The organism is Streptomyces sp. O3, assembly GCF_054788135.1.
In genome coordinates, this window is sequence record NZ_JBTVYK010000075.1 from 1 (window position 1) to 21,132 (window position 21,132).

The 21,132-nt window shown below is 71.9% G+C and carries 22 protein-coding genes and 1 pseudogene; 6 read left to right on the forward strand and 17 right to left on the reverse strand.

What is annotated here, in order from left to right:
• The 5 genes from ACX6XY_RS27515 to ACX6XY_RS27535 all read right to left on the reverse strand — a co-directional run.
• Positions 1 to 1,045 (reverse strand): neocarzinostatin apoprotein domain-containing protein (locus ACX6XY_RS27515; RefSeq protein ID WP_460336412.1); only part of this gene is annotated, 1,045 nt, incomplete at its 3' end.
• On the reverse strand, positions 1,042 to 2,103 hold the full coding sequence (locus ACX6XY_RS27520) for a COG1470 family protein (RefSeq protein WP_460336415.1): 1,062 nt from the start codon (positions 2,101 to 2,103) through the stop codon (positions 1,042 to 1,044). The genes ACX6XY_RS27520 and ACX6XY_RS27515, both read right to left, overlap by 4 nt.
• 77 nt (positions 2,104 to 2,180) lie before the next feature.
• Entirely contained in the window at positions 2,181 to 2,903 is a 723-nt protein-coding gene (locus ACX6XY_RS27525; RefSeq protein WP_460336418.1) for an LPXTG cell wall anchor domain-containing protein, read from the reverse strand.
• A 143-nt stretch (positions 2,904 to 3,046) separates the two neighbouring features.
• Positions 3,047 to 3,553: an ATP-binding protein gene (locus ACX6XY_RS27530; RefSeq protein WP_460336421.1), complete on the reverse strand. Its 507-nt coding sequence runs from the start codon at positions 3,551 to 3,553 to the stop codon at positions 3,047 to 3,049.
• A gap of 228 nt (positions 3,554 to 3,781) precedes the next feature.
• Entirely contained in the window at positions 3,782 to 4,153 is a 372-nt protein-coding gene (locus ACX6XY_RS27535; RefSeq protein ID WP_460336424.1) for an STAS domain-containing protein, read from the reverse strand.
• 244 nt (positions 4,154 to 4,397) lie between these two features.
• Between ACX6XY_RS27535 and ACX6XY_RS27540 the strand changes: the two genes are divergently transcribed.
• On the forward strand, positions 4,398 to 5,339 hold the full coding sequence (locus tag ACX6XY_RS27540; RefSeq protein WP_460336426.1) for an RNA polymerase sigma factor SigF: 942 nt from the start codon (positions 4,398 to 4,400) through the stop codon (positions 5,337 to 5,339).
• Between the two features lie 156 nt (positions 5,340 to 5,495).
• Here the strand turns inward: ACX6XY_RS27540 and hutI are convergent, their stop codons facing one another.
• The 4 genes from hutI to hutU all read right to left on the reverse strand — a co-directional run bounded on the left by hutI (position 5,496) and on the right by hutU (position 11,096).
• Positions 5,496 to 6,680 (reverse strand): imidazolonepropionase, encoded by a 1,185-nt coding sequence (gene hutI / locus ACX6XY_RS27545; RefSeq protein WP_460336429.1) that lies wholly within the window; start codon positions 6,678 to 6,680, stop codon positions 5,496 to 5,498.
• A 161-nt stretch (positions 6,681 to 6,841) separates the two neighbouring features.
• Positions 6,842 to 8,194 (reverse strand): formimidoylglutamate deiminase, encoded by a 1,353-nt coding sequence (locus tag ACX6XY_RS27550; RefSeq protein WP_460336478.1) that lies wholly within the window; start codon positions 8,192 to 8,194, stop codon positions 6,842 to 6,844.
• Positions 8,191 to 9,435, reverse strand: coding sequence for an allantoate amidohydrolase (locus ACX6XY_RS27555; protein WP_460336432.1), 1,245 nt, complete (start codon positions 9,433 to 9,435; stop codon positions 8,191 to 8,193). Before ACX6XY_RS27555 ends, ACX6XY_RS27550 begins: the two co-directional genes overlap by 4 nt.
• The gene (hutU, locus tag ACX6XY_RS27560; RefSeq protein WP_460336434.1) at positions 9,432 to 11,096 is read right to left on the reverse strand and encodes a urocanate hydratase; all 1,665 of its coding nucleotides are present in this window, start codon (positions 11,094 to 11,096) and stop codon (positions 9,432 to 9,434) included. The genes ACX6XY_RS27555 and hutU overlap by 4 nt, the downstream gene beginning before the upstream one ends.
• Before the next feature lie 142 nt (positions 11,097 to 11,238).
• Between hutU and ACX6XY_RS27565 the strand changes: the two genes are divergently transcribed.
• Positions 11,239 to 12,627, forward strand: coding sequence for a type III PLP-dependent enzyme domain-containing protein (locus ACX6XY_RS27565; protein ID WP_460336436.1), 1,389 nt, complete (start codon positions 11,239 to 11,241; stop codon positions 12,625 to 12,627).
• A 1-nt stretch (position 12,628) separates the two neighbouring features.
• Here ACX6XY_RS27565 and ACX6XY_RS27570 read toward each other — a convergent pair whose 3' ends face one another.
• The 4 genes and pseudogenes from ACX6XY_RS27570 to ACX6XY_RS27585 all read right to left on the reverse strand — a co-directional run bounded on the left by ACX6XY_RS27570 (position 12,629) and on the right by ACX6XY_RS27585 (position 15,028).
• Entirely contained in the window at positions 12,629 to 13,465 is an 837-nt protein-coding gene (locus ACX6XY_RS27570) for a MurR/RpiR family transcriptional regulator (RefSeq protein ID WP_460336439.1), read from the reverse strand.
• A 67-nt stretch (positions 13,466 to 13,532) separates the two neighbouring features.
• Positions 13,533 to 14,018, reverse strand: a complete 486-nt coding sequence (locus ACX6XY_RS27575; RefSeq protein ID WP_460336481.1) for a hypothetical protein — start codon at positions 14,016 to 14,018, stop codon at positions 13,533 to 13,535.
• Positions 13,985 to 14,281, reverse strand: a pseudogene (locus tag ACX6XY_RS27580) (helix-turn-helix domain-containing protein); the annotation flags it as partial. The gene ACX6XY_RS27575 and the pseudogene ACX6XY_RS27580, both read right to left, overlap by 34 nt.
• Before the next feature lie 12 nt (positions 14,282 to 14,293).
• Positions 14,294 to 15,028, reverse strand: coding sequence for a DUF6879 family protein (locus ACX6XY_RS27585; RefSeq protein WP_460336440.1), 735 nt, complete (start codon positions 15,026 to 15,028; stop codon positions 14,294 to 14,296).
• A gap of 147 nt (positions 15,029 to 15,175) precedes the next feature.
• On the opposite strand from ACX6XY_RS27585, the gene ACX6XY_RS27590 reads away from it, so the two are divergent.
• Positions 15,176 to 15,376: a hypothetical protein gene (locus tag ACX6XY_RS27590; RefSeq protein ID WP_460336443.1), complete on the forward strand. Its 201-nt coding sequence runs from the start codon at positions 15,176 to 15,178 to the stop codon at positions 15,374 to 15,376.
• 122 nt (positions 15,377 to 15,498) lie between these two features.
• Here ACX6XY_RS27590 and ACX6XY_RS27595 read toward each other — a convergent pair whose 3' ends face one another.
• Positions 15,499 to 16,275, reverse strand: a complete 777-nt coding sequence (locus tag ACX6XY_RS27595) for an alpha/beta fold hydrolase (RefSeq protein WP_460336445.1) — start codon at positions 16,273 to 16,275, stop codon at positions 15,499 to 15,501.
• Between the two features lie 160 nt (positions 16,276 to 16,435).
• Here ACX6XY_RS27595 and ACX6XY_RS27600 point away from each other — a divergent pair, with 160 nt between their 5' ends.
• From ACX6XY_RS27600 to ACX6XY_RS27610, 3 genes are all read left to right on the forward strand, one after another.
• The gene (locus tag ACX6XY_RS27600) at positions 16,436 to 16,681 is read left to right on the forward strand and encodes a hypothetical protein (RefSeq protein ID WP_460336448.1); all 246 of its coding nucleotides are present in this window, start codon (positions 16,436 to 16,438) and stop codon (positions 16,679 to 16,681) included.
• The gene (locus tag ACX6XY_RS27605; protein ID WP_460336451.1) at positions 16,678 to 17,154 is read left to right on the forward strand and encodes a hypothetical protein; all 477 of its coding nucleotides are present in this window, start codon (positions 16,678 to 16,680) and stop codon (positions 17,152 to 17,154) included. Before ACX6XY_RS27600 ends, ACX6XY_RS27605 begins: the two co-directional genes overlap by 4 nt.
• A gap of 154 nt (positions 17,155 to 17,308) precedes the next feature.
• Entirely contained in the window at positions 17,309 to 17,962 is a 654-nt protein-coding gene (locus ACX6XY_RS27610; RefSeq protein WP_460336454.1) for an AAA family ATPase, read from the forward strand.
• Positions 17,963 to 17,998: 36 nt separating this feature from the next.
• Here ACX6XY_RS27610 and ACX6XY_RS27615 read toward each other — a convergent pair whose 3' ends face one another.
• The 3 genes from ACX6XY_RS27615 to ACX6XY_RS27625 form a co-directional block, all read right to left on the reverse strand.
• Positions 17,999 to 19,177 (reverse strand): methyltransferase domain-containing protein, encoded by a 1,179-nt coding sequence (locus tag ACX6XY_RS27615; protein WP_460336457.1) that lies wholly within the window; start codon positions 19,175 to 19,177, stop codon positions 17,999 to 18,001.
• Complete coding sequence (locus tag ACX6XY_RS27620) at positions 19,174 to 19,314, reverse strand: hypothetical protein (RefSeq protein WP_460336460.1); 141 nt, start codon at positions 19,312 to 19,314, stop codon at positions 19,174 to 19,176. Before ACX6XY_RS27620 ends, ACX6XY_RS27615 begins: the two co-directional genes overlap by 4 nt.
• Before the next feature lie 595 nt (positions 19,315 to 19,909).
• Complete coding sequence (locus ACX6XY_RS27625; RefSeq protein ID WP_460336463.1) at positions 19,910 to 21,124, reverse strand: helix-turn-helix domain-containing protein; 1,215 nt, start codon at positions 21,122 to 21,124, stop codon at positions 19,910 to 19,912.
• Between the last annotated feature and the right edge of the window lie 8 nt (positions 21,125 to 21,132).

Genomic DNA, 21,132 nt, shown 5'->3' on the forward strand with positions numbered 1-21,132 from the left:
CACCCGGCGGCGCGGGGGCCGGACGCCGCCGCGCGAGCGCGCCGAGCCGCGCCAGCGCCCTCGGCAGCCGTACGGTCCACCGCGGCGGGCGCAGCGCGTGCTGGCCGCCGCCGCGCCCGCGCGGCCGTACCCGGTCGACGACCGCCATCCCGATCCGGAACACCGCCGCCGGTACGACCACGCCGAGCAGAATCCAGAAGAGCGTCACCCCCCAGGGCCGCCCCACGTCCCACGGCTGCTCGGCGAGCACGTCGCCGCCGTACCGCAGCGAGACCAGATAGTCGCCGTGCGCGCCCGCGGTCAGCTGGACCGGCAGCTTGACCTGGGCCTTCTTGCCTGGCGCGAGCGTGCCGCGCCACTGCCGTTCCTCCCACCGCGGGGCGAACACGCCATGCGAGGTGCCGACCTTGAAGACAGGGTCCTTCACCGGCGAAGCGCCGAGATTGCCGATGGTCACCACGAGTCGGCGCGAGGCGGGCGCGCCGAACCAGGTGAGGACGCCGCTGGACCCTTCGAGCCGGGTCGCGGCCAGCACCCGGAGCTGTGCGCCGCCCTCCTGCTTCGGCAGCGGCTTCACCGGGTGGCCCGCGACCTTCAACTCCGCCTGTGCGGAGGCCTTCGCGCCGGTGACCGTCGCGACGTGCACCACGCAGGGGCAGGGCTCGGGCGGTTCGGCGACGGGCAGCTTCCTGCTGAAGCGGCCTTCGGCGTCGGTGGTGGCGGTCAGCCCGTCCGCGTTGGCGCAGGCGTTGGTGCCGCCGATCATGTTCTGGCCGCAGATCAGCAGGGTCAGCAGGGTCTCGGGACGCCAGCCCGTGCCCTTCACGGTGATCGAACCGCCCTTGCCCGCTTCCGTTGCGGAGAGCTCGACGGCGGGCTCGTCGGCGGCGACCGCGCGCGGCGCGGCGGCGGGGGACGACGACAGGGCCGGGAACAGGACCGGAGACAGAGCCAGGGCCAGAGACAGGGCGAGTGCGGCGACGGGGGCGAGCGCGGTCAGCGGGCCCCGTGCGGGACGCGCACGGTGAGCGCGGCGGACGTTCACGGCGTCTCCCCCGTCCCTGCCGAAGCACCTGCCGAAGTAGAAGCACCTGCCGATGTGCTCGCCGACGCCAACCGCCGCCCGTCTTCCGACGCGTGTACGCCCAGGCCGCCCGGCCCGCCCCGGTCACCCTCGCCGCCCCGGTCACCCTCGCCGTCCGGGCCGCCCTCTTCGCGGGCGCGGCCACGGCGTCGTACGAGCCACCCGGCGGCCCCCGCGACGGCCAGCGCCCCACCGCCCGCGCCTGCCAGCGCGCCCCAGGGCACGAAGGCGGCCGACGCCATGGCCTCGTCCCGAGCCCCGCCGCCCGCCGTCACGGTCAGCCGCACCTCCACCGAGTCGAACGCGGGCGCCGCCCCCGGCCACGGTTCGACGAGCTCGACACGGCGACCGGGGAGCAACTCGACGGGCAGGTCACGCGGGCCCCGGTTCAGCCGCTCGGCGAACACTCCGTCGGCGCGCACCGCCAGCTTCGGGCGCAGCACCGTGTTGCCTCGGTTGACCAGGTCATACGTGATGCCCCGGTCGCCGACCCGTACCCGCTCGACGGTGAGCGCCGACAGCGTCGGGCCGCTCACCCGCAGATGCAGCCGCACCCCGGCGTCCCGGTCGCCGGAGCTGGCGACGATGGCCGCCGGGTGGTCGCCCGGCACGGCGTCCGCCGGGACGGTCACGGTGAACGGGATCTCGGCGCGGGTGCGCGGCGGCACCGTCATCTTCCGCCGCGCGGTCGCGATCCAGGCGCCGCCGCCCTTCGGCTCGTCCGGGTCGCCCAGCGCGAGGGACCCGTCGCCGTTGTCGTCCGCGTCGGCACCGCGCAGGCGCACGGTGCGGGGTCGGTCGCCGTTGTTGGTCACCGTCACGGTGTCCCGGAGCACGGTCCCCGGCGCGCCCTCCAGATAGAAGGCGGACCGCCCGTCGCCAGCCGCTCGCGCCGCGTCCCCGGCGGCGGGTGCGAGGGACCAGCGGCTGTCGCCGTCGGCCCAGGACGGCGCGGGCAGCGCGAGCAGCCCCGCCGCCGCCAGCAGACAGGCGGCGCTGACACGGTGACCGGACGGCATCGGCGGCTCCAGACAAGGGGGATGCGCGGTCGTGGGACCCGGCGGCCGGACAGCCCCAGGACTGGCCGAAACGCGCCCTAGCGGCGCGCCTGGTTGCGGCGGGTCAGCCAGAGCACACCCGCGGCGCCGGTCAGCAGCACCGTGCCGCCGAGGGTGCCGAGCGCGAGCGCGTTGTCCTGGGGGCCGGTCTTGGGCAGCTCGTCACCGCTGCCGGAGTCGCCGCCTCCCGAGGTCTTACCGCCGGAAGCCGTCCCGCCCGAGGTTCCGCCGTCCGAGCCCTTGACGTCGAGGGACAGCGACGGCTTCGGGTCGTTCTGCGGTTCACAGGTGGTCGTGGTCCCCAGCGCCATGATGGTGAGCGTCGACGCGGTGAAGGTGACCTCGCCGGTGGCCTTCGGGGTGTACGTACCCGTCAAGTCGCTGATTTTGATGGGGGTGTTGGCCGGAAGGGCCGCGGCGTTCGCGGGCCCCTCGACCGAAACCGTGCCGCTCTCCGCGCCGCCCAGCTTGATCACCGCGCTGGGCTCCATCGCGCCCTTGCCCAGTTCCACCGGGCTCTCGGACACGCCCTTCTGGAAGGACATGGTCAGCTGGTAGCCGCTGCCGCTCTTCTCCGCGGTGATGTCGATCGGAGAGACGGCGCCTTTGTCGCCGATCGGCGTCTTGCACATGTAGTCGACGTCCACGACGTCGGCGTAGGCGGCCGGAGCGCCGACGAGCACCGCCGAACCGGCCAGCACCGCGCCGAACGCGACGCCCGCCACACGCCCCAGGGCGGCTGGGTGTTTCCGGTAAGACACCTGAACTTCCCCTCATGCCGGTGGCGACGGCCGTGAGCAACGGGCGCGGGAACCCGCCAGATTACTGACGGCACATCAGATTGGGCGCTCAAGGTACGCCCGGCGCCGTGCGGAGGGAAGACAAAGGAAAGACAAAGAGGCGCCTACCCCGGCGCGCCGAGCTCCGCCCACACGGTCTTGCCCGCGGATTCGGGGGTCCGTACGACCCCCCAGTCCAGGCAGAGCCGCTGCACGATGAACATTCCGTGCCCGCCGGGCCGCCCGGCCCGGTGCGGGGTGCGCGGCGCCGGCTGGCCCGTACCGCGGTCGGAGACCTCCAGGCGCAGCACCTTGCCGTCGCAGCCGATCCACAGCTCGTCGGGGCCTTCGGCGTGCAGGCAGGCGTTGGTGACCAGCTCCGACACGACCAGCAGGACGTCCTCGGCGGCCGCCCGCTGATCGGCGTTGGCCGCCGGGAGCCAGCCCCAGTCGTGGAGCGCCTGGCGGGTGAAGTCGCGGGCCAGCGGGACGATGCCGCTCGCACCGCTCAGGGACAGCCTGCGCACCTGGTGCCCGGTGCGCGCGTCCGGCGCGCCGGTGCCCGGCTGGGGGCCGCGCCCGCCCGACTCCGGGCCGCGGTCGCCCGGCGAGAGGGGCCGGGTGGTGCTCATCAGCGCTTTCACCTCACCGATTGGCCAGTACTACGCAAGGATATTCGAGACGAGAAGCTCAGAACGCCAGACTCAGCTAGTCCGGCAGCAGTCTCCTGCCCGGCCGAACCGTGAGAACACCCACTTGTTCGCGATCGCTGGTGTGATGCCCGTTACGTACGGGTCACGGGAAGGTCACGCCGGGACAACCGTGCCATAACTTCGGGCGATCGGCGGATTAACCGTCGATCAGCCGTCGCTCAGCGCGGCCTCAAGCGACTCGTGCACGGTGAAGACCGCGTCCGCCCCGGTGATCATGAAGACCCTGGCGACGACCGGTGACATCGCCGCCAGATGAACCCCGCCCCCCGCGGCCTCCGCCTTGAGGCGGGCGCCGAGGAACACGTTCAGACCGGTCGAATCGCAGAACTCCAGCCGTGAGCAGTCGATGACCAGACGCGCCCTGCCCCCGTCCAGACAGGCATCCAGCCGCTCTCGAAGCAGCCCGGCGGTGTGGTGATCCAGCTCACCCACGGGGGCTACGACGGCACTGCTCCCCTCGTAACGCACCTCCACTCGAAGGCGCCCCCGGTTTGCGCTGCCGACCGTCCCGCGGTCCATGCCGTCTCTCTTCCGAACGTTTGAGAAGCCGATGATTGACGCCCTTGAACATTACGCCCTCCCCGCCTGACCGGGTACCCGAACACCGTCCCCAAAACGGACATTTGCCCAGATACCACACTTGCAAGCTCAGGCCGTCAGCGGGTAGGCCTAGTAAGGACAGTTTCCACTACGGCCGGCTTCGGAGGCGCCGCACATCTCACGCAGAGCACGTACTGGCATCGGCAGCCATATGCCGAGAACGATGGAGGACACCATGTCACCCCGGATCGACGCATCGCCCAGTGAAGCCGCGACGTCGACACCACCACCGGAACTCTTCGCGACCGAGATCCCCGAGCTCGCCGCCGCCACGGCTGACGACCGGGACACCCTCGACGGACTGCTGGATCTCCCCGAGATACCGCCTTACGACGAAGTCGGTCCGCTGGACGCAAGGGCCCTCTCCAAGACCCTCTTCGAGCGCCTCGAGTCACTCGAGGAAGGCACGCACGAATTCGCGTACGTCCGCAACACGCTGGTCGAGCTGAACCTCGCTCTGGTGAAGTTCGCCGCCTCCCGGTTCCGCTCCCGCAGCGAGCCCATGGAGGACATCATCCAGGTGGGCACCATAGGCCTGATCAAGGCCATCGACCGCTTCGAGCTCAGCCGTGGCGTCGAGTTCCCCACCTTCGCCATGCCGACCATCGTCGGCGAGATCAAGCGCTTCTTCCGCGACACCTCGTGGTCGGTGCGGGTACCGCGCCGCCTGCAGGAACTGCGCCTCGACCTCGCCAAGGCCGGTGACGAACTCGCCCAGCAGCTCGATCGCGCGCCGACGGTGAGCGAGCTCTCCGAGCGGCTCGGCATCAGCAAGGACGAGGTCGTCGAGGGGATGGCCGCGAGCAACGCGTACACCGCGAGCTCGCTGGACGCCCAGCCGGAGGAGGACGACTCCGAGGGCGCGCTCGCGGACCGTATCGGCTACGAGGACAACGGCCTTGAGGGCATCGAGTACGTCGAGTCCCTGAAGCCGCTGATCGCCGAACTCCCGCCGCGCGACCGGAAGATCCTCTCGCTGCGCTTCGTGGCGAACATGACGCAGTCCGAGATCGGCGAGGAACTGGGCATCTCCCAGATGCACGTCTCGCGCCTGCTGTCGCGCACGCTGGTGCGCCTCCGCAAGGGGCTGACCGTCGAGGAGTGACACGGGCGACCGTGACTGGGCGGTAAGGGACATCCAACGGGCCGTTGCAGGCCTCCTGGATCTCCCTTACCGCCCAGTCGTCTTACCGCTTGCCGCTTGCCGCCCAGTCGCCTTGAACCGCCCTTCAATCGCCTTTCAGTCGCCTTTCAGTCGTCTTCAGTGGTCGCCCAGCGCCCGCTCGCCGTCGCGCCAGACGGCCGCCGTCAACGGCACGCCGGGGCGGTACGCCAGATGGACATGGCTCGGGGCGTCCAGCAGGGCCAGGTCCGCGCGGGCGCCCGGCGTGAGGCGGCCCACGTCATCCCGGCGCAGGGCGGCCGCGCCGCCCGCCGTGGCGGACCAGAGCGCCTCGTCCGGGGCCATCCCCATGTCCCGTACGGCCAGGGCGATGCAGAAGCCCATGGAGGACGTGAAGGACGAGCCGGGGTTGCAGTCCGTGGAGAGCGCGACCGTGACGCCCGCGTCCAGCAGGCGGCGGGCGTCCGGCCACTCGGCGCGGGTGGAGAACTCCGCGCCGGGGAGCAGCGTGGCGACGGTGTCGCCCTGCGCGAGCGCGTCCACGTCCTCCTGCGTGAGGTGGGTGCAGTGGTCGGCGCTCGCCGCGCCCAGTTCCACGGCGAGTTGGACGCCGGGGCCGTAGGAGAGCTGGTTGGCGTGCACACGGGGGATGAGGCCCTTCGCCTTGCCCGCCGTGAGGACGGCGCGGGCCTGGTCCCCGTCGAAGGCGCCCTTCTCGCAGAACACGTCGACCCAACGGGCGTACGGGGCACAGGCGTCGAGCATCTCGCCGGTGACGAGGTCGACGTAGGCGGCCGGGTCGTCGGCGTAGTCGGGCGACACGATGTGCGCGCCGAGGTAGGTCACCTCGTCCGTGTGCTCGGCGGCGATGCGCAGGGCGCGGGCCTCGTCGTGGGTGGTCAGGCCGTATCCGGACTTGGTCTCGACGGTGGTGGTGCCCTGGCGCAGGGCTTCCGCGAGGTACTTCGCGACGTTCGCGGACAGCTCGTCGTCGGTCGCGGCGCGGGTGGCGGCGACGGTGGTGCGGATGCCGCCCGCGCTGTAACCGCGCCCGGACATCCGGGCGTTGAACTCCTCGGTGCGGTCGCCCGCGAAGACGAGATGGGAGTGCGAGTCGACGAAGCCGGGGACGACGGCGCGGCCGTCGGCGTCGTACGCCGTGTCGGCGGCGGGGGCCTGGGCGGTGGGGCCGACCCAGGCGACGCGGTCGCCCTCGATGACGACGGCGGCGTCCGTCAGCAGGCCGAGGGGGCTCCCGTCGCCCTGGGCGGGGTCGTTGGTGACGAGGCTGCGGATGTTGTGGATGGCGGTGGTGGTGCTCATGGTTTTGCGGGTTCCTCTCGGCGGGGGTGGGTGCGGGTCAGAGATTTAGCCCCCACCCCGCCCCTTCCCGAAAGGCCTCGCCGGCCAGGCTCAAAGATTGTCCTCAAACGCCGGACGGGCTGAATTTCAGGAGCGGGATGGGGAAGGTCCAGGCTCTGTCCTCAGCCGCCACGCAGCTCGGCGATCGCCGAGAACAGCGCGGACGGCACATCAGGGACCAAGGTGTGCACGCCGTCGCGGACGACGTGACGGCCGCCCACCACGGTGTGGCGGACGTCCGCGGCCGTCGCCGCGAAGACCGCCGTCTCCGCGCCGAGCCCCGGCTCGGGCCCCGCCGTACGGACCGAGTCCAGCGCGATCGTCGTGAAGTCGGCGAGCCCGCCCGGCACCAGCGCGCCCGCGTCGGACCAGCCCAGCGCCGCGTGCCCGTCCGCCGACGCCGCCCGCAGCAGCGCCGCCGCCGTCCAGTGGCCCCGAGTCCGCGTCCGCAGCCGCTCGTTGAGTTCCATCGCGCGCGCCTCTTCCAAGAGGTCGATCACCGCGTGGCTGTCGGAGCCGAGTGAGAGCGGGGAGCCCGCGCGCTGGAGCGCGGGCGCGGGGCCGATGCCGTCGGCCAGGTCGCGTTCCGTCGTCGGGCACATGCAGGTGCCGGTGGCGGACGAGCCGATGAGCGCGATGTCCGCGTCCGTGAGGTGGGTGTTGTGCACGCCGGTGGTACGGGCGCCCAGTACCCCGTGGTCCGCCAGCAGCCGCGTCGGCGTACAGCCGTGGGCCGCCTGGCAGGCGTCGTTCTCGGCGGTCTGCTCGGACAGGTGGACGTGCAGCGGCGCGGACCGCTCGGCCGCCCACTGGGCGACGACGCCCAACTGGTCCGCGGGTACGGCCCGTACGGAGTGGATCGCCGCGCCGATCCGGACGCCCTCGCGCTCCTTGAGGAGCGCGGCGCGCTCGGCCCACGCCTCCGCGGTCCCGTCGCTGAACCGCGCCTGGGCCGCGTTCGGCGGCTGCCCGAAGCCAGCCGCCAGATACGCCGTGTCGAGCAGTGTCACGCGGATGCCCGCGTCGGCGGCCGCCGCGATGAGCGCCTCGCCCATCGCGTTCGGGTCGTCGTAGCGGGTACCGCCCGGCGCGTGGTGCAGATAGTGGAACTCGCCGACGGCCGTGACGCCCGCCAGCGCCATCTCCGCGTACACGGCCCGCGCGAGCGCGTGGTACGTGTCGGGGGTCAGCCGCGCCGCCGCCTCGTACATGACCTCGCGCCAGGTCCAGAAGGTCCCGGAGCCGACCTGGACCGTGGCGCGCAGCGCGCGGTGGAACGCGTGGCTGTGCGCGTTGGCCAGGCCGGGGAGCGTGAGGCCGCGCAGCACCACGGCGTCCGGCGGCGGCGCGGGCGTGTCCTCGCGTACGGCGGTGATCCGGCCGTCCGACACGTCCAGCGCCACGCCCGGCGCGACCCGGGCGTCGCCCTGGGCGTCGAGCCAGGCGTGCTCCGCCCAGTACGTCTTCCGCGTCAGTCGCACGCCAGGCCCTCCAGTACGTCGGCGAGTGCCGCCACGCCCGCCAGGCAGTCGTCCTCGGCCGCGTGCTCGGCCGGGGAGTGCGAGACGCCCGTGGGGTTGCGTACGAACAGCATGGCGGTCGGGACGGACGCGGAGAGGATTCCGGCGTCGTGTCCCGCGCCCGTTCCCAGGACGGGGGTGTCGGCGCCCAGGATGCGGGCGAGTTCGTCGCGCAGGGCGTGCGCGAACTCGACGACGGGCGTGAAGGACTCGCGTACGACGTCGAGGTCGACGCCGTGCCGGTCGGCGTACTCGCGGGCGGCCTTCTCCACGCCCGCGACCACCGTGTCCAGGGCCCGCTGGTCGGCGGCGCGGGAGTCGAGCCAGCCGCGCACCAGGGACGGGATGGCGTTCACGCCGTTCGGCTCGACGGAGATCTTGCCGAAGGTGGCGACCGCGCCCGCGAGTTCGGCCTCGCGGCGGGCGGCGAGCACGGTCTCCGCGTACGACAGCATCGGGTCGCGGCGGTCGGCCAGGCGGGTGGTGCCCGCGTGGTTGGCCTCGCCGCGGAAGTCGAAGCGCCAGCGGCCGTGCGGCCAGATGGAGCTGGCGATGCCGACGCGGTCGCCGGTGAGGTCGAGCGCCCGGCCCTGCTCGACGTGCAGTTCGACGAACGCGCCGATGCGGGCGAGGCGGTCGGGGTCCGGGCCGATCCGCGTCGGGTCGTATCCGGCACGCTCCATGGCCTGCGGGAGCGTGACCCCGTCGGCGTCGCGCAGCTCGTGCGCCTGGCCGGCGGTGAGCTGTCCGGCCGCGAGGCGGGAGCCGACGCAGGCCAGGCCGAACCGGGCGCCCTCCTCGTCGCCGAAGTTGGCGATGGCGACCGGCTTGGTGAACTCCGCTCCCCTCCCGCGGAGTTCATCGAGCGCCGCGAAGGAGGACACCACGCCGAGCGGGCCGTCGAAGGCGCCGCCGTCGGGGACGGAGTCCAGGTGCGAGCCGGTGACCACGGCGTCCCCGGCGGCCGGGTCGCCGAGCCAGGCCCACTGGTTGCCGTTGCGGTCCAGTTCGTAGGTCAGGCCGCGGCTCTCGGCCTGCGCCCTGAACCACTCCCGGCAGTCGGCGTCGGCGCCGGTCCAGGCGTAGCGGCGGTAGCCGCCGCTGTCCGCGTCGCGGCCGATGGGGGCCAGGTCCCGCCACATCTCATGGAACGACGGCGGGGCGGCGGGGGCCCCGCCGGGCGGCGGCGTGCTCATTCGCCCTCCCGCATCGGGACGCGTACGCCCTTGTCGTCCGCGACCGACTCCGCGATGTCGTACCCGGCGTCGACGTGCCGGATGACGCCCATGCCCGGATCGTTGGTCAGCACGCGCCGGATCTTCTCGCCCGCGAGCCGCGTGCCGTCCGCGACCGACACCTGGCCCGCGTGGATCGAGCGGCCCATGCCGACGCCGCCGCCGTGGTGCAGGGAGACCCAGGAGGCGCCCGATGCGACGTTCACCATGGCGTTGAGCAGCGGCCAGTCGGCGATCGCGTCGGAGCCGTCGAGCATCGCCTCGGTCTCGCGGTACGGGGACGCCACCGAGCCGCAGTCCAGGTGGTCCCGGCCGATGGCGAGGGGCGCGGCCAGCTCGCCGCTGGCCACCATGTCGTTGAAGCGCTCGCCCGCGCGGTCGCGCTCGCCGTAGCCGAGCCAGCAGATACGGGCCGGGAGGCCCTGGAAGTGGACGCGCTCGCCCGCCATCTTGATCCAGCGGTGCAGCGACTCGTTCTCGGGGAAGAGGTCCAGGATCGCCTGGTCGGTCTTGTGGATGTCGGACGCCTCGCCGGACAGCGCGGCCCAGCGGAACGGGCCCTTGCCCTCGCAGAACAGCGGCCGGATGTAGGCGGGTACGAAGCCGGGGAAGGCGAACGCACGGTCATAGCCCGCGAGTTGCGCCTCGCCTCGGATGGAGTTGCCGTAGTCGAAGACCTCGGCGCCCGCGTCCAGGAAGCCGACCATCGCCTCGACGTGGCGGGCCATGGACTCGCGGGCGCGCGTGGTGAACCCGGCCGGGTCCTTCGCCGCGTACGCCGCCATGTCGTCGAACTCGACGCCTGCCGGCAGATACGAGAGCGGGTCGTGGGCGCTGGTCTGGTCGGTGACGATGTCGATCGGCGCGCCCTCGGCGAGCATCCGCGGCAGCAGCTCCGCCGCGTTGCCGAGCAGGCCGATGGAGAGCGGGCGGCGGGCGTCGCGCGCCTCGGTGGCGAGCTGGAGGGCGTGTTCGAGGGAGTCGGCGCGCACGTCCAGGTAGCGGTGCTCGATGCGGCGGTCGATGGCGCGCGGGTCGCAGTCGACGCAGATCGCGACGCCGTCGTTCATGGTGACGGCGAGCGGCTGGGCGCCGCCCATGCCGCCGAGTCCGGCGGTGAGCGTGATCGTCCCGGCCAGGGTGCCGCCGAACTTCTTCGCGGCGACGGCCGCGAACGTCTCGTAGGTGCCCTGGAGGATCCCCTGGGTGCCGATGTAGATCCACGAACCGGCCGTCATCTGCCCGTACATGGTGAGCCCGAGTGCCTCCAGGCGGCGGAACTCCTCCCAGTTGGCCCAGTCGCCGACCAGGTTGGAGTTGGCGAGCAGGACGCGGGGCGCCCACTCGTGGGTCTGCATGACGCCGACCGGGCGGCCGGACTGGACGAGCATCGTCTCGTCCTGCTTGAGGGTCTTCAGGGTGCGGACCATGGCATCGAAGGAGCGCCAGTCGCGGGCGGCCTTGCCGGTGCCGCCGTAGACGACGAGCTTGTCCGGGTGCTCGGCGACCTCGGGGTCGAGGTTGTTCTGGAGCATCCGCAGGGCGGCCTCCTGCTGCCACCCCAGGGCGCTGAGCTCGGTGCCGCGCGGGGCGCGTACGGGGCGGGGTCCGGGTCCTGACATGGTCTGCCTCCTCGCTGGTGACCGGGCCAGCCCATGATGACCCTGGCTATTCACATCCTGCTCAGCTGAATAGATCTAGTCAATAGGGTGTCGCTCCGGCGCGCCCGTACAGCGCGGTCCGGGCTGTGGTTGGCTGGATCGCATGGGCATAGCCGAGAGCGCGTCCGCGTCCGCCGAACCCCCGGAGGCCGCCGAACCCCCGGAGGCCGCCGAGGTCGCCGCCCGGCGTGACGACGCCGTCCGCGCGGCCGTCGCGCAGGGGCTGATCGGCCCCGGCGCGCCCCTCGTCGGCCTCCTGGACAGCACCGGCATCCGAGCCGCCGCCGCAGCGCTGCGAGCGGCGTTCGCACGGGTCACGGCCGCGCCCGTGCACCACACCTTCGCGGTGAAGGCGGCCCCGCTGGTCCCCGTCCTGCGCCTGCTCCACACGGAAGGCATCGGCGCCGAGGTGGCCAGCCCCGGCGAGCTGGCCATCGCCCAGGCGGCCGGTGTGCCGCCCACCCTCACCGTCCTGGACTCCCCCGCCAAGACCCCCGCCGAGCTGCGCCAGGCCCTGGCGCTCGGCATCGCCGTCAACGCCGACAACCCGCAGGAGCTGGCCCGCATCGACGCGCTGGTCGGCTCCGCGCCCACCCGGTCGCCGCTCGGGCTGCGGGTGAACCCGCAGATCGGCGGCGGCGCCATCGACGCGCTCTCGACGGCGACCGCGACCTCGAAGTTCGGGGTCGCGCTCCGGGACCCCGGCGCCCGCGACTGGGTCGTCCGCGCCTACGCGGACCGGCCCTGGCTGACCCGGCTGCACACCCACACCGGCTCCCAGGGCATTCCCCTGGAGCTGCTCGCGGAGGGCGTACGGGCGGCCTACGACCTGGCCGAGGAGATCAACGCCCGCATCGACCGCCCGCAGATCGACACCCTCGACATCGGCGGCGGCCTGCCGGTCAACTTCGCCTCGGACGCCACGGAGCCGACCCACGCCGCATACGCCCGCCTCCTGGCGCGACGCGTACCGGGCCTCTTCGACGGACGCTACGCCCTGGTCACCGAGTTCGGCCGCTCGCTGCTGGCCAAGCAGGGCCTCGTACTGGCGCGGGTCGAGTACACCAAGCGGTCCGGCGGCCGCCCCATCGCGATCACCCACGCGGGGGTCCAGATCGCCGCCCGCACCGTCTACCAGCCCGATTCCTGGCCGCTGCGCATCCTCGCCTACGACGCCGACGGCCGCCCCAAGAGCGGCCCGGCCGTCGCCCAGGACGTCGCGGGCCCGGCCTGCTTCGCGGGCGACCTGCTCGCCGAGAACCGCCCGCTCCCCCGCCTGGAGCCGGGCGACCTGGTGGCGGCGCTGGACACCGGCGCGTACTACTTCGCCCACCACTACGCGTACAACAGCCTCGCCAGACCGGGCGTCTACGGCTTCACGCACTCAGCGGACGGGCCGACGCGCTTCGCGACCGTACGCACCCCGCAGACGCTGGCGGAACTGGTCGCGGAGTCCGGCGGGGCACACGCCCGAACCCTCACGGAGGGATGAGCTACTCCACGAACAACCCCCGCGCCGCCGCTCGCGTGTCGAACTCCTCCAGCCGCGCCTGCGCGTCCGGAAGGGCGTCGCACATCGCCTCAAGGAGCACCCGCCCGAGCAGCATCGGCGCGCAGGCCGTGTCGAAGGCGAGCCCGGTGCCGACCGCGGCGGGCAGCAGCAGGTCCGAGGCCTTGGCCACCGGCGCGAACGCGCTGTCGGCGACGGTGACCACGGTGAGCCCCGCGCCGCGCGCGTGCTCCAGCGCGTCGAGCACCTCGCGCGGGTGACGCGGCAGGGCGAAGCAGAGCAGGGCCGACGCCCCGGCCCTGGCCGCCGCGTCGATGCGGTCGGCCAGCATCGTGCCGCCCTCGTCGAGCAGCCGGACGTCCGGATGCACTTTGGCGGCGAAGTACGCGAAGCCGTACGCCTGGGCCGCGGCCGCGCGCAGCCCGAGCACCGGAAGCGGCCGGGACCCGGCGAGCAGGCGGCCCGCGCGCTCGACCGGGCGCGGGTCGGCCAGCGCCCCGGCCAGGTGCCGCAGGTTCTCGATCTCCGCCGCCACCGCCTGCTGGTACTCGTTGTACGCGTCCGACTCGCCCCGCGGCTCGGCCGGCGCCACCTCGCGCAGATGCCTGCGCAGCGCCGGGTACCCGTCGAAGCCGAGCGCCACCGCGAAGCGGGTGACCGACGGCTGACTGACCCCGGCGAGCTCCGCGAGCTCGACGCTCGACAGGAACGGCACGTCAGCGGCGCGGCGCACCATGCAGTGCGCGATCCTGCGCTGCGTCGGCGTGAGCCGGTGGCCGTCGAAGAGCTGCTGTAGCCGCGCGGCGGGGCTGTCACTCATCGGATTCCCTCGCTCCCGTCCCCCGTCGACCATTCAGCCGCCGGGGCCTCTGCATAAGCATATGCAGTCAGTCGAGTGAGGGCTCAGCGGCTACGGCGGTCACCCGCTCACGCCAGGTGAGAGGCCGGGGCGGCGCGGGAGTCCCGGCCTCCCAGCGCTCCCGCACCTCTCGGGCACGACACCGCCCGCAGCACGTCTCGTCTCCCACGGGCCGGAACACGTGCTCCGCGCCCGACCCCGCGCAGACGACCAGCCCGCCCCTTGGCGCGGCCGCCCCCTCAGATGCCGAAGCACCGGGCGCACTGGGCACCGGAAGCTTCTGCGCCAGCCGGTGCCGCACAAACCCCACGGCCGAGCGAACCCCGCCAGGGGGCAGCCCGCTGCTCAACGCCTGCCGCAGGTCGCCCGCCGAGAAACCGCCCCGCAGCCACTCGGCCGCCGCACCGGCCAGCCCTCGGGCCTCACGCAGCCCGAGCCACAGGTCCCGGTGCGTATGCCGCAGCGAGAGCAGCACCCGCTCGGCCTCGACGAGTTCAGGAGCGCCCGACGCCACGACCTGATGTGCGACTCGAATCCCGTCAGCCGAGCGGCGAGTTCGGCGTACACGCCCGGCTGCTCGGTCGCGTCGGCCCACACCCTGAGGTCCTCGGGGGTGGCCGTCTGCTTGCCGTTCTCCAGCTTGCTGACCTTGGAGCCCGGCCAGCCGAGTCGCTGGGCCAGCTGTTGACCAGTGAGCCGGCCACCAGGGCACGTGAACCGCAGTTCGCGCAGCCGCGCCCCCAGAGCCACCCGTGCCTGTTGATAGTCGGTGCTCACTGGTCAGGCGCGCTATTCGGCCAGGGCCACCCGCGCGGCGAACTGGTCGCGCGGGATGGCGTGGTGCATCGCCGCGTCGCGCACCATCGCATACCGCACGACCTCGGCCGGTTCGGTGATCAACTCGATGTTCAACAGGTTGTCGGCGTCGTCGAAGCGCAGCAGGGCCACGAGCCTTGAGTCGAAGATCCAGAAGTCTTCGGCAGGCAGAGTGGTCGCGTCCTCCCGCCACAGGTAGCGGATGTCCTCGCCGAACGTCGCGTTGTGCCGGGCGTAGTCGAGCAGGAACAGCTGCTCGGTGGTCGGCGGGTTGTCGGCGACGCGCACGCGGCCGACCGTCTTACCGGCGTCGGTCTGGGCCTTGATGTTGACGAACCAGGGCTCGTTGGGGTCGCACGGCGAGGAGCCGCTGTCCAAGAACGCTTGGAAGTCGGGGTCCTCACGGTCAGACGCGTAGCCGCGGCGGCTCTCCAGCCGCCAGGCGGTGTGCTGGAAAGTCTCGAACAGGCGGCGGAAGGCGGCCCGGTCGACGATCTCAGGCACTCGGTCCATCTCCCTCGGTCCCCAGTTCACGAGAAGTTCGCGCGGCACGGCCACCGCTGCCTCGCCGACTCCGAAGTGCTGGAGCTGCGCGAGGTCTTCCGGATCGGTGACAGGCGTGCCTTGAACGATGATCTCGCCGGTGCCCTCGTCCGCGTGCAGGGCGGGGCAGCCGTCGACCTTGCTGTCTGTGCCGGTAAAGCGCAACTGACGACAGCCTGGCCGGAGGTCCAGCTCAACTCCACGGAGTCAGGCAGGGTCCAGGAGAAAACAGCAGCAATCTCCTCTATGCGTCGAGCAAATTCGAGAAAACAGCGTACCGTCAGTGAACTGACCACTTCTAGCCTCCGGTTCATGGCAATCAGAGAACAGCAGGGCATCGACTCGTCGGTGGCGATGGAGGCGCTGAGAGCAGCACTGGCCGAAGCGGGGATCGTCCTTCCCTCCCTGAGCGTCGACTCCGCATCCCCCGCACTGCGGCTCATCGAATTGGGACGGGTGCGCGCCGACGTTGTGATAGCGGCCAGTTGGGATTCCCCGCCTGCGGCCAGATGATGGGGAGTCATCTGGCCGCGATTGTCACTGTTCGCAGTGGCACAGCCCGACCGTAGCGAGTGCTGGTGGCAGCCGATCCGCGCCGACACGGCGACTGCGGTCCGGGCGACGGACCCGGTGAGCTACGGGGTGGCGACCGGGGTAAGGAACAGCCGGACGCATTCGGCGAAGGCGTCCGGCTGGTCGTGGTGAACGACGTGTCCGGCAGGAAGTTCGATGAGACGGATCGATCGCTTCGCTGCCATGTCGCGGGCGTGGGGGGCCGACAATTCGTCGCTACGCGTGCCCCGGATCAGCATGGTCGGGCATCGCACGCCCAGCCAGTCATCCCAATAGACGCCAGACAGTGCTTGCTGGGACCGGACCGTGTCGGCCGCGTCGAAGGAGAAGCCCCAGCCTTCTGCTCGCTCCCTGAAGGTGCGCTCCAGGTACGGCGCAGCGGTGCCCAGGGCCTCGACGAGCCCGTCTCGGGTCGCGCAGTGGGTAGGCAGGTTCTTCGCGAAGCCCAGGTCGATATCGCAGACAGCTCCGATGTCCTCGACGATCAGCGCGGTGACGCGGTCGGGATGTCGGGCGGCGAACTGGTAGGCGTTCACGCCACCCAGCGAATGACCGAGCAGCGCGACCTGCGCCGACCCCAGGTGGTCGAGGAGGGCCGTGACGTCGCCTACGTAGCTGCTGCGCTCGTAGTCGGTAGCCCGATCGGACTCGCCATGCCCCCGCTGGTCGAGTGCGATCACACGCCATTGCGAGCCCAGCCGCTCGGCCAGCGGAGCAAATTCCGCGCCCTCGCTGAAATGCCCGTGCAGAGCGACCAGAACCGGGCCTGGCCCGCCGAAATCGAGATAGGAGAGTCTGCGCCCGTTCACCTCGAAGCTGCCCCGCACACGGTCGTCCATGGCCAGCGAGTTTACGTGACCACTCACGGCAGCTCCATGTCGAGCCCTCACTCGTCACCCAAAGTCACCGAGCCAAGTGGCCGTACGCGGGGAAATCACGCTGGCCGCTGTCAGACGTGGCCGCACGCCTGGCGCTGCCTCTACAGCGAGGAGGCCAGGCATGACCGCCTTCGAGAAGCCGGCGACGATGCTCAGCCATGGCGAACTTCCCTATCCGGCAGGAACATTGGTAGCAGACACGGCGCACGATGACCGGACTGGCGAACTCGTCGGCGTGATCGAGGAGCGCGCGAAGGAGTCCGGCAGACTCCTCAGTCGAACCGCCTATGTGCGCCCCCAGGGCGGCGGGATCGAGTGGGACGCGCCGCTGACCCGCATCCTGCCTGTAGACGAGAGGGAGACATGAGAGTCGGGATCACTGGCCATCGCGGGCTGTCCACCGAGGTAGAGCAGCAGGTGCGCCACGCCCTGGCCGAGGCGGTCGAGGCGTACGCCGCCGCCGAACTGGTCGGCGTGAGCTGTATCGCGGACGGGCCGGACACCTGGTTCGCGCAGGCCGTACTCGACCACGGAGGCCGTATCGACGTCGTGCTGCCCGCAGAGCAGTACCGCGCTGATCTTCCCGCCTGGCACCACCCGACGTACGACGCGCTGCTGCGCCGAGCCTCGGCGGTGCACCGCACCGGGCTCGACAGCTCCGGCTCGCACGCCCACATGGCAGGCAGCGAACTGCTTGTCGACCAGGTCGACACCCTGCTCGCGGTCTGGGACGGACAACCGGCACGCGGCTACGGCGGTACCGCGGACGTGGTCGCCTACGCCGAGGGCAAGAGCGTGCCGGTACGCCTGCTCTGGCCCGAAGGGGCGACGCGGGACTGACGTCCCACGGACGCGGGAACCGCGGGACCCGGCGGCGGTGTCCTCATCGGTGCGGTACGCGATGTCCCGGCGCCGCGGCTGCCGGGATATCTTGTGTCACCTGCGCCGGGACGGCCGTCTCGGAATACCGGGCCGTCATTGGGAGTTCGAGCCCATGACCACTGATCTGCCGGGACCGTCGCGGACCGACGACGGTGCCACACGGCCCGCTCCCGTCCCCGTCATACGGGACCTGCGGGGCGGGGCCCGCACGCCTCGGGTACTGGCCTTCCGGGAGGGCGACCTGATAGTCGTCTCCGGCCTGCCGGGCAGCGGCAAGAGCACCCTGATCGCGCGGACGGCCGCGGCGCCCCGCATCGACTCCCAGGACAGCCGGGACCGTTGGGCCCTGCGCATGCCGCGTCCCATTCCGTACGCCCTGTACCGCCCCCTGGTGCGGCTCGCGCACTACGCCGGGCTGTGGCGGAAGCTGCGTTCCGGCGTGAGCCTCGTCGTGCACGACTGCGGCACGCGGGCCTGGGTACGGCGCTGGCTGGCCCGAGAGGCGGCGCGGCGCGGCAGCGGCCTGCATCTGCTGCTGCTCGACGTACGGCCGGACACTGCGCTCGCCGGGCAGCGGGAACGCGGCCGGGGCGTCTCGCGGTACGCCTTCGCCCACCACTGCCGAGGCGTGGGGCGGCTGCTGGACGACGCCGAGCAGGGGCGCGTCCCGGCGGGCTGCGCGTCGGTGGTGCTGCTCGACCGGGGCGCGGCGAGTCGGCTACGAAGGATCGGATTCGAGCCACCGCGACGACCGCGAGCGTCGTGAACGCCGTGACACCGTGAACGCCGTGAACGCCGCCGGTCACGGGCACTGAAGAGGTACGGGACGGTCCGGTGAGTCGAGCCAGACCCTTTGGCCGCCGTCATCCACGGTGAGCCCGAAGCGGTCGAAGCCCGGACGGCCTTGCCGGTCCCACCAGCGCCACGCGGCCTCCAGCTCACCCCACAGCTTCCGGGGACCGGACTGGACCACTCCGTACGTGGTGCGACCGTCCGCGTAGTCCACGGTGGCCCAGGACGTGACGCCCGTGTCCAGCAGCCACAGCCGGTAGGCACCGCCCTCGCCCCACTCGACCCGGCAGAACAGATCCGGTACCTGAATGCCGATGGCGAACATGTGCACCCAGTCGCCCACGTCGTCCGGTGACAGCGTCGTCTCGGACCGGATGCCCGCTCCTGGCCGGTCCTGGCCTTCAAGGAACGCTCGCGTCGGGGGCAGCTGCCTGCGCTGCACGCTCATGCACATGAACGCCGACGATCCGACGAACGACCCGCTTGCCGATCCGTCCTCGGCGACCGTGAGACGGGCTACCGCCTCACCCCCGTACGTCGGACCCCACGGGGTGACGATGATGCCGCCGGGTCTGGTCTGCTCTCGCCATGCGGCGGGCACGCTGCCGACCGAACACGTCGCGACCACGCGGTCGTACGGGGCGCGCTCCCCGTATCCCTCGGCCCCGTCCCCCACGTGGACGAGTGGATGGAGCCCTACGAGGCCGAGCCGGTTCCCCGCCGCTTCGGCGGTGCGGTGATCGACCTCCACTGATACAACACTCTCGGCACCGAGGCGGTACGAGAGGAGAGCGGCGTTCCAGCCCGTCCCGGTGCCGATCTCCAACACCTGCTGTCCAGCTTGGACGTTGAGCGCGTCGAGCATCGAGAACACCATGGTCGGCATGGAATTGGAGCTGGTCGGCGTGCGGCCCGTCTTCGGGCCCGTGTACGCGCCGTCATCCCACTGGGTGGTGATCGGCGCGTCCCGGTAGACGGCCTCCCACCACATGTCGGCCTGTTCGTCCAGCGTCACCCGGTCGTCCTGCCGGTTCATGCCCGCGCGGCCGGGCCAGATGGTGTCCGGCACAAACAGATGTCGCGGTACCGCCTCGAAGGCGGGAAGCCAGTCCGATGTGAGTGCGCCCGACTCCACGAGCGCGGAGGCGAGCCGCTTCGGGCCCGCCTCCTTCAGTTCGTGCTCAGTCACTTGCCGTCCGCCGGTCCCTGGCCGTCGTTGGTGTTCCCGCCCTCGTCAGAGCCGCCTCCGCCATGCTTGTTACCGCTGTCGCTGTCGTCCTGCGGGTTGCCCCCACCGGTCGCCCTAGTCAGCCACCACTCACGCATGTTCGGTACCTCCGTTGTCGATGATGCTCCGAAACCCGCCCCACCGGACGGGGGTCATGTCGAACGCTGACGGCCTCTCGCAGAGCACAGAGCGCAGGGAAACGGGCACTGCGGGACCGGATTGCCCTGCGGGATGTGGACGACCCCGCTGCTCGCATCCACCACGCCGCCGTACTCGGACCACCAGCCCTCGGGGGATTCCGCGTACGGGCCGTCCGGGTCGTCCGCGAGGGCCGCCAGCGCTGGTGGGGGCGGTCCCTCGCATCGCGAGGCTCGCACGCGGACGCTCACTGCTGCGATCTCACCGGGCGCACCCACACCCGCGCCTGCCACGTCTCGGCTTCCGTCGGAGCGCGCAGTTGCTCCGGGCTCACCGACCACTCCCGGCCCCGCCCGGTGGCACCAGGTAGGCGCTCCCGGTCAGGAGCCTGATCACCTCACCGATCCGTCCCTGAGAGTCAACCGCGTACTTGCCTCTGGTCGGGGTCCAGTCCTCGGGCATCCCATACCGCCGTCCCTCGCGTCCTGTCAGCACTGGGAGCTTCCCGCTGACAGAGGCGCATCTACAGGGACGGAACGTCCCACTCTCGCAACGCTAGTTGTCGATTCCGAGGAACTCGGCGAGCTTGCGCAGCCCAGGCGGGTTGGTCGGCCCGGCCCGCAGGTCGCTGACGATGGCCACAGCGAGCGTGTGATGCCGCATCCACGCGGGAGCGACACGGCGCAGCGCCTCAAGGGCCTTTACCGCCCCCCGCGCATCGCCGACGTCCGTGTGGGCACGCGCCACGTCGAGCAGCAGCCACGTCCGCCACGACGGGGGCGTGTCCCTGCTGAGACGCATCCCGCGAGCCAACGACAGAGCCTGCTCCGGGCGGGTGTGTTGCACGGCCAGCCGTACGCGCTCGATACGGACTGAAGATTTACTGAACACCGAGACCATCTTGCCGTTGGCCGCCGGAGGGAGCGTACTCAGCCGACCGGCGGCGCGTTCGGCCTCGACCATCATCTCGTTGGCCGTTCCGTAGTCCCCGGACCTTGCCGCGCTGGTGGCCGCGGACATGAGCAGCCCGCCCCAGACACGTACCCCCTCGGCGGTGTGGCCGTGCTCCCGCTCGACACCATCGGCGGCGTACACCGCGATGTGTTCCGCATCGTCCAGCCGGTTCTGCCGCTGGTAGGCCCAGGCCACGGAGTTGGACACCATCGGAGCCAGCAGCGGGTCGGAAGACCTGCCCGCCGCGTCCATGGCCCGTTCGAGGCTGGCCAGCGCAAGGTCCGACTTCCCGAGACGGATGGCCAGGTGTCCGCCCAGTTGGAGCGTCTTGCCCAAGGCCGCCTGCCCGGCCGCACGCGCGTCGCCGCCGCCCACAGCCGTCGCGAGGCGGGCATCACCAAGGATGCCCGGCAGAACGTCCATGAGGCGGCCGAACTCGGCATCGTGGTACAGCGTCCAGCCCTCGGCGATCTCAGCCCGAAGCCGCGCCAGCGAGAGCCCCTCCGCACCGCTCGGCTCGGGCGGGGGAGCAAACAGCGGCGGCATGATCGCCCGACGTACGGCTACCAGCTGAGGCGGGTCGGCCTCCCCGCTACTCGGCACCCCCGGAGGGTCGCCGAGCAGGGCTGTCAGCTCGACGCCCAGCCCTTTGGACAGTGCGTGCAGGGTGGGCAGCCGCGCGCTGTGCTTGCGCTTCTGCTCCAGCTTTCGGATCACGTCGACGGACACACCGGAACGCTCGGCGAGGGCCTCTTGCGTGAGGTCGGCCAGGCGGCGCAGACGGGCCACGCGATCGCCAAGGTGGTCAGCAGCCATACCACCCA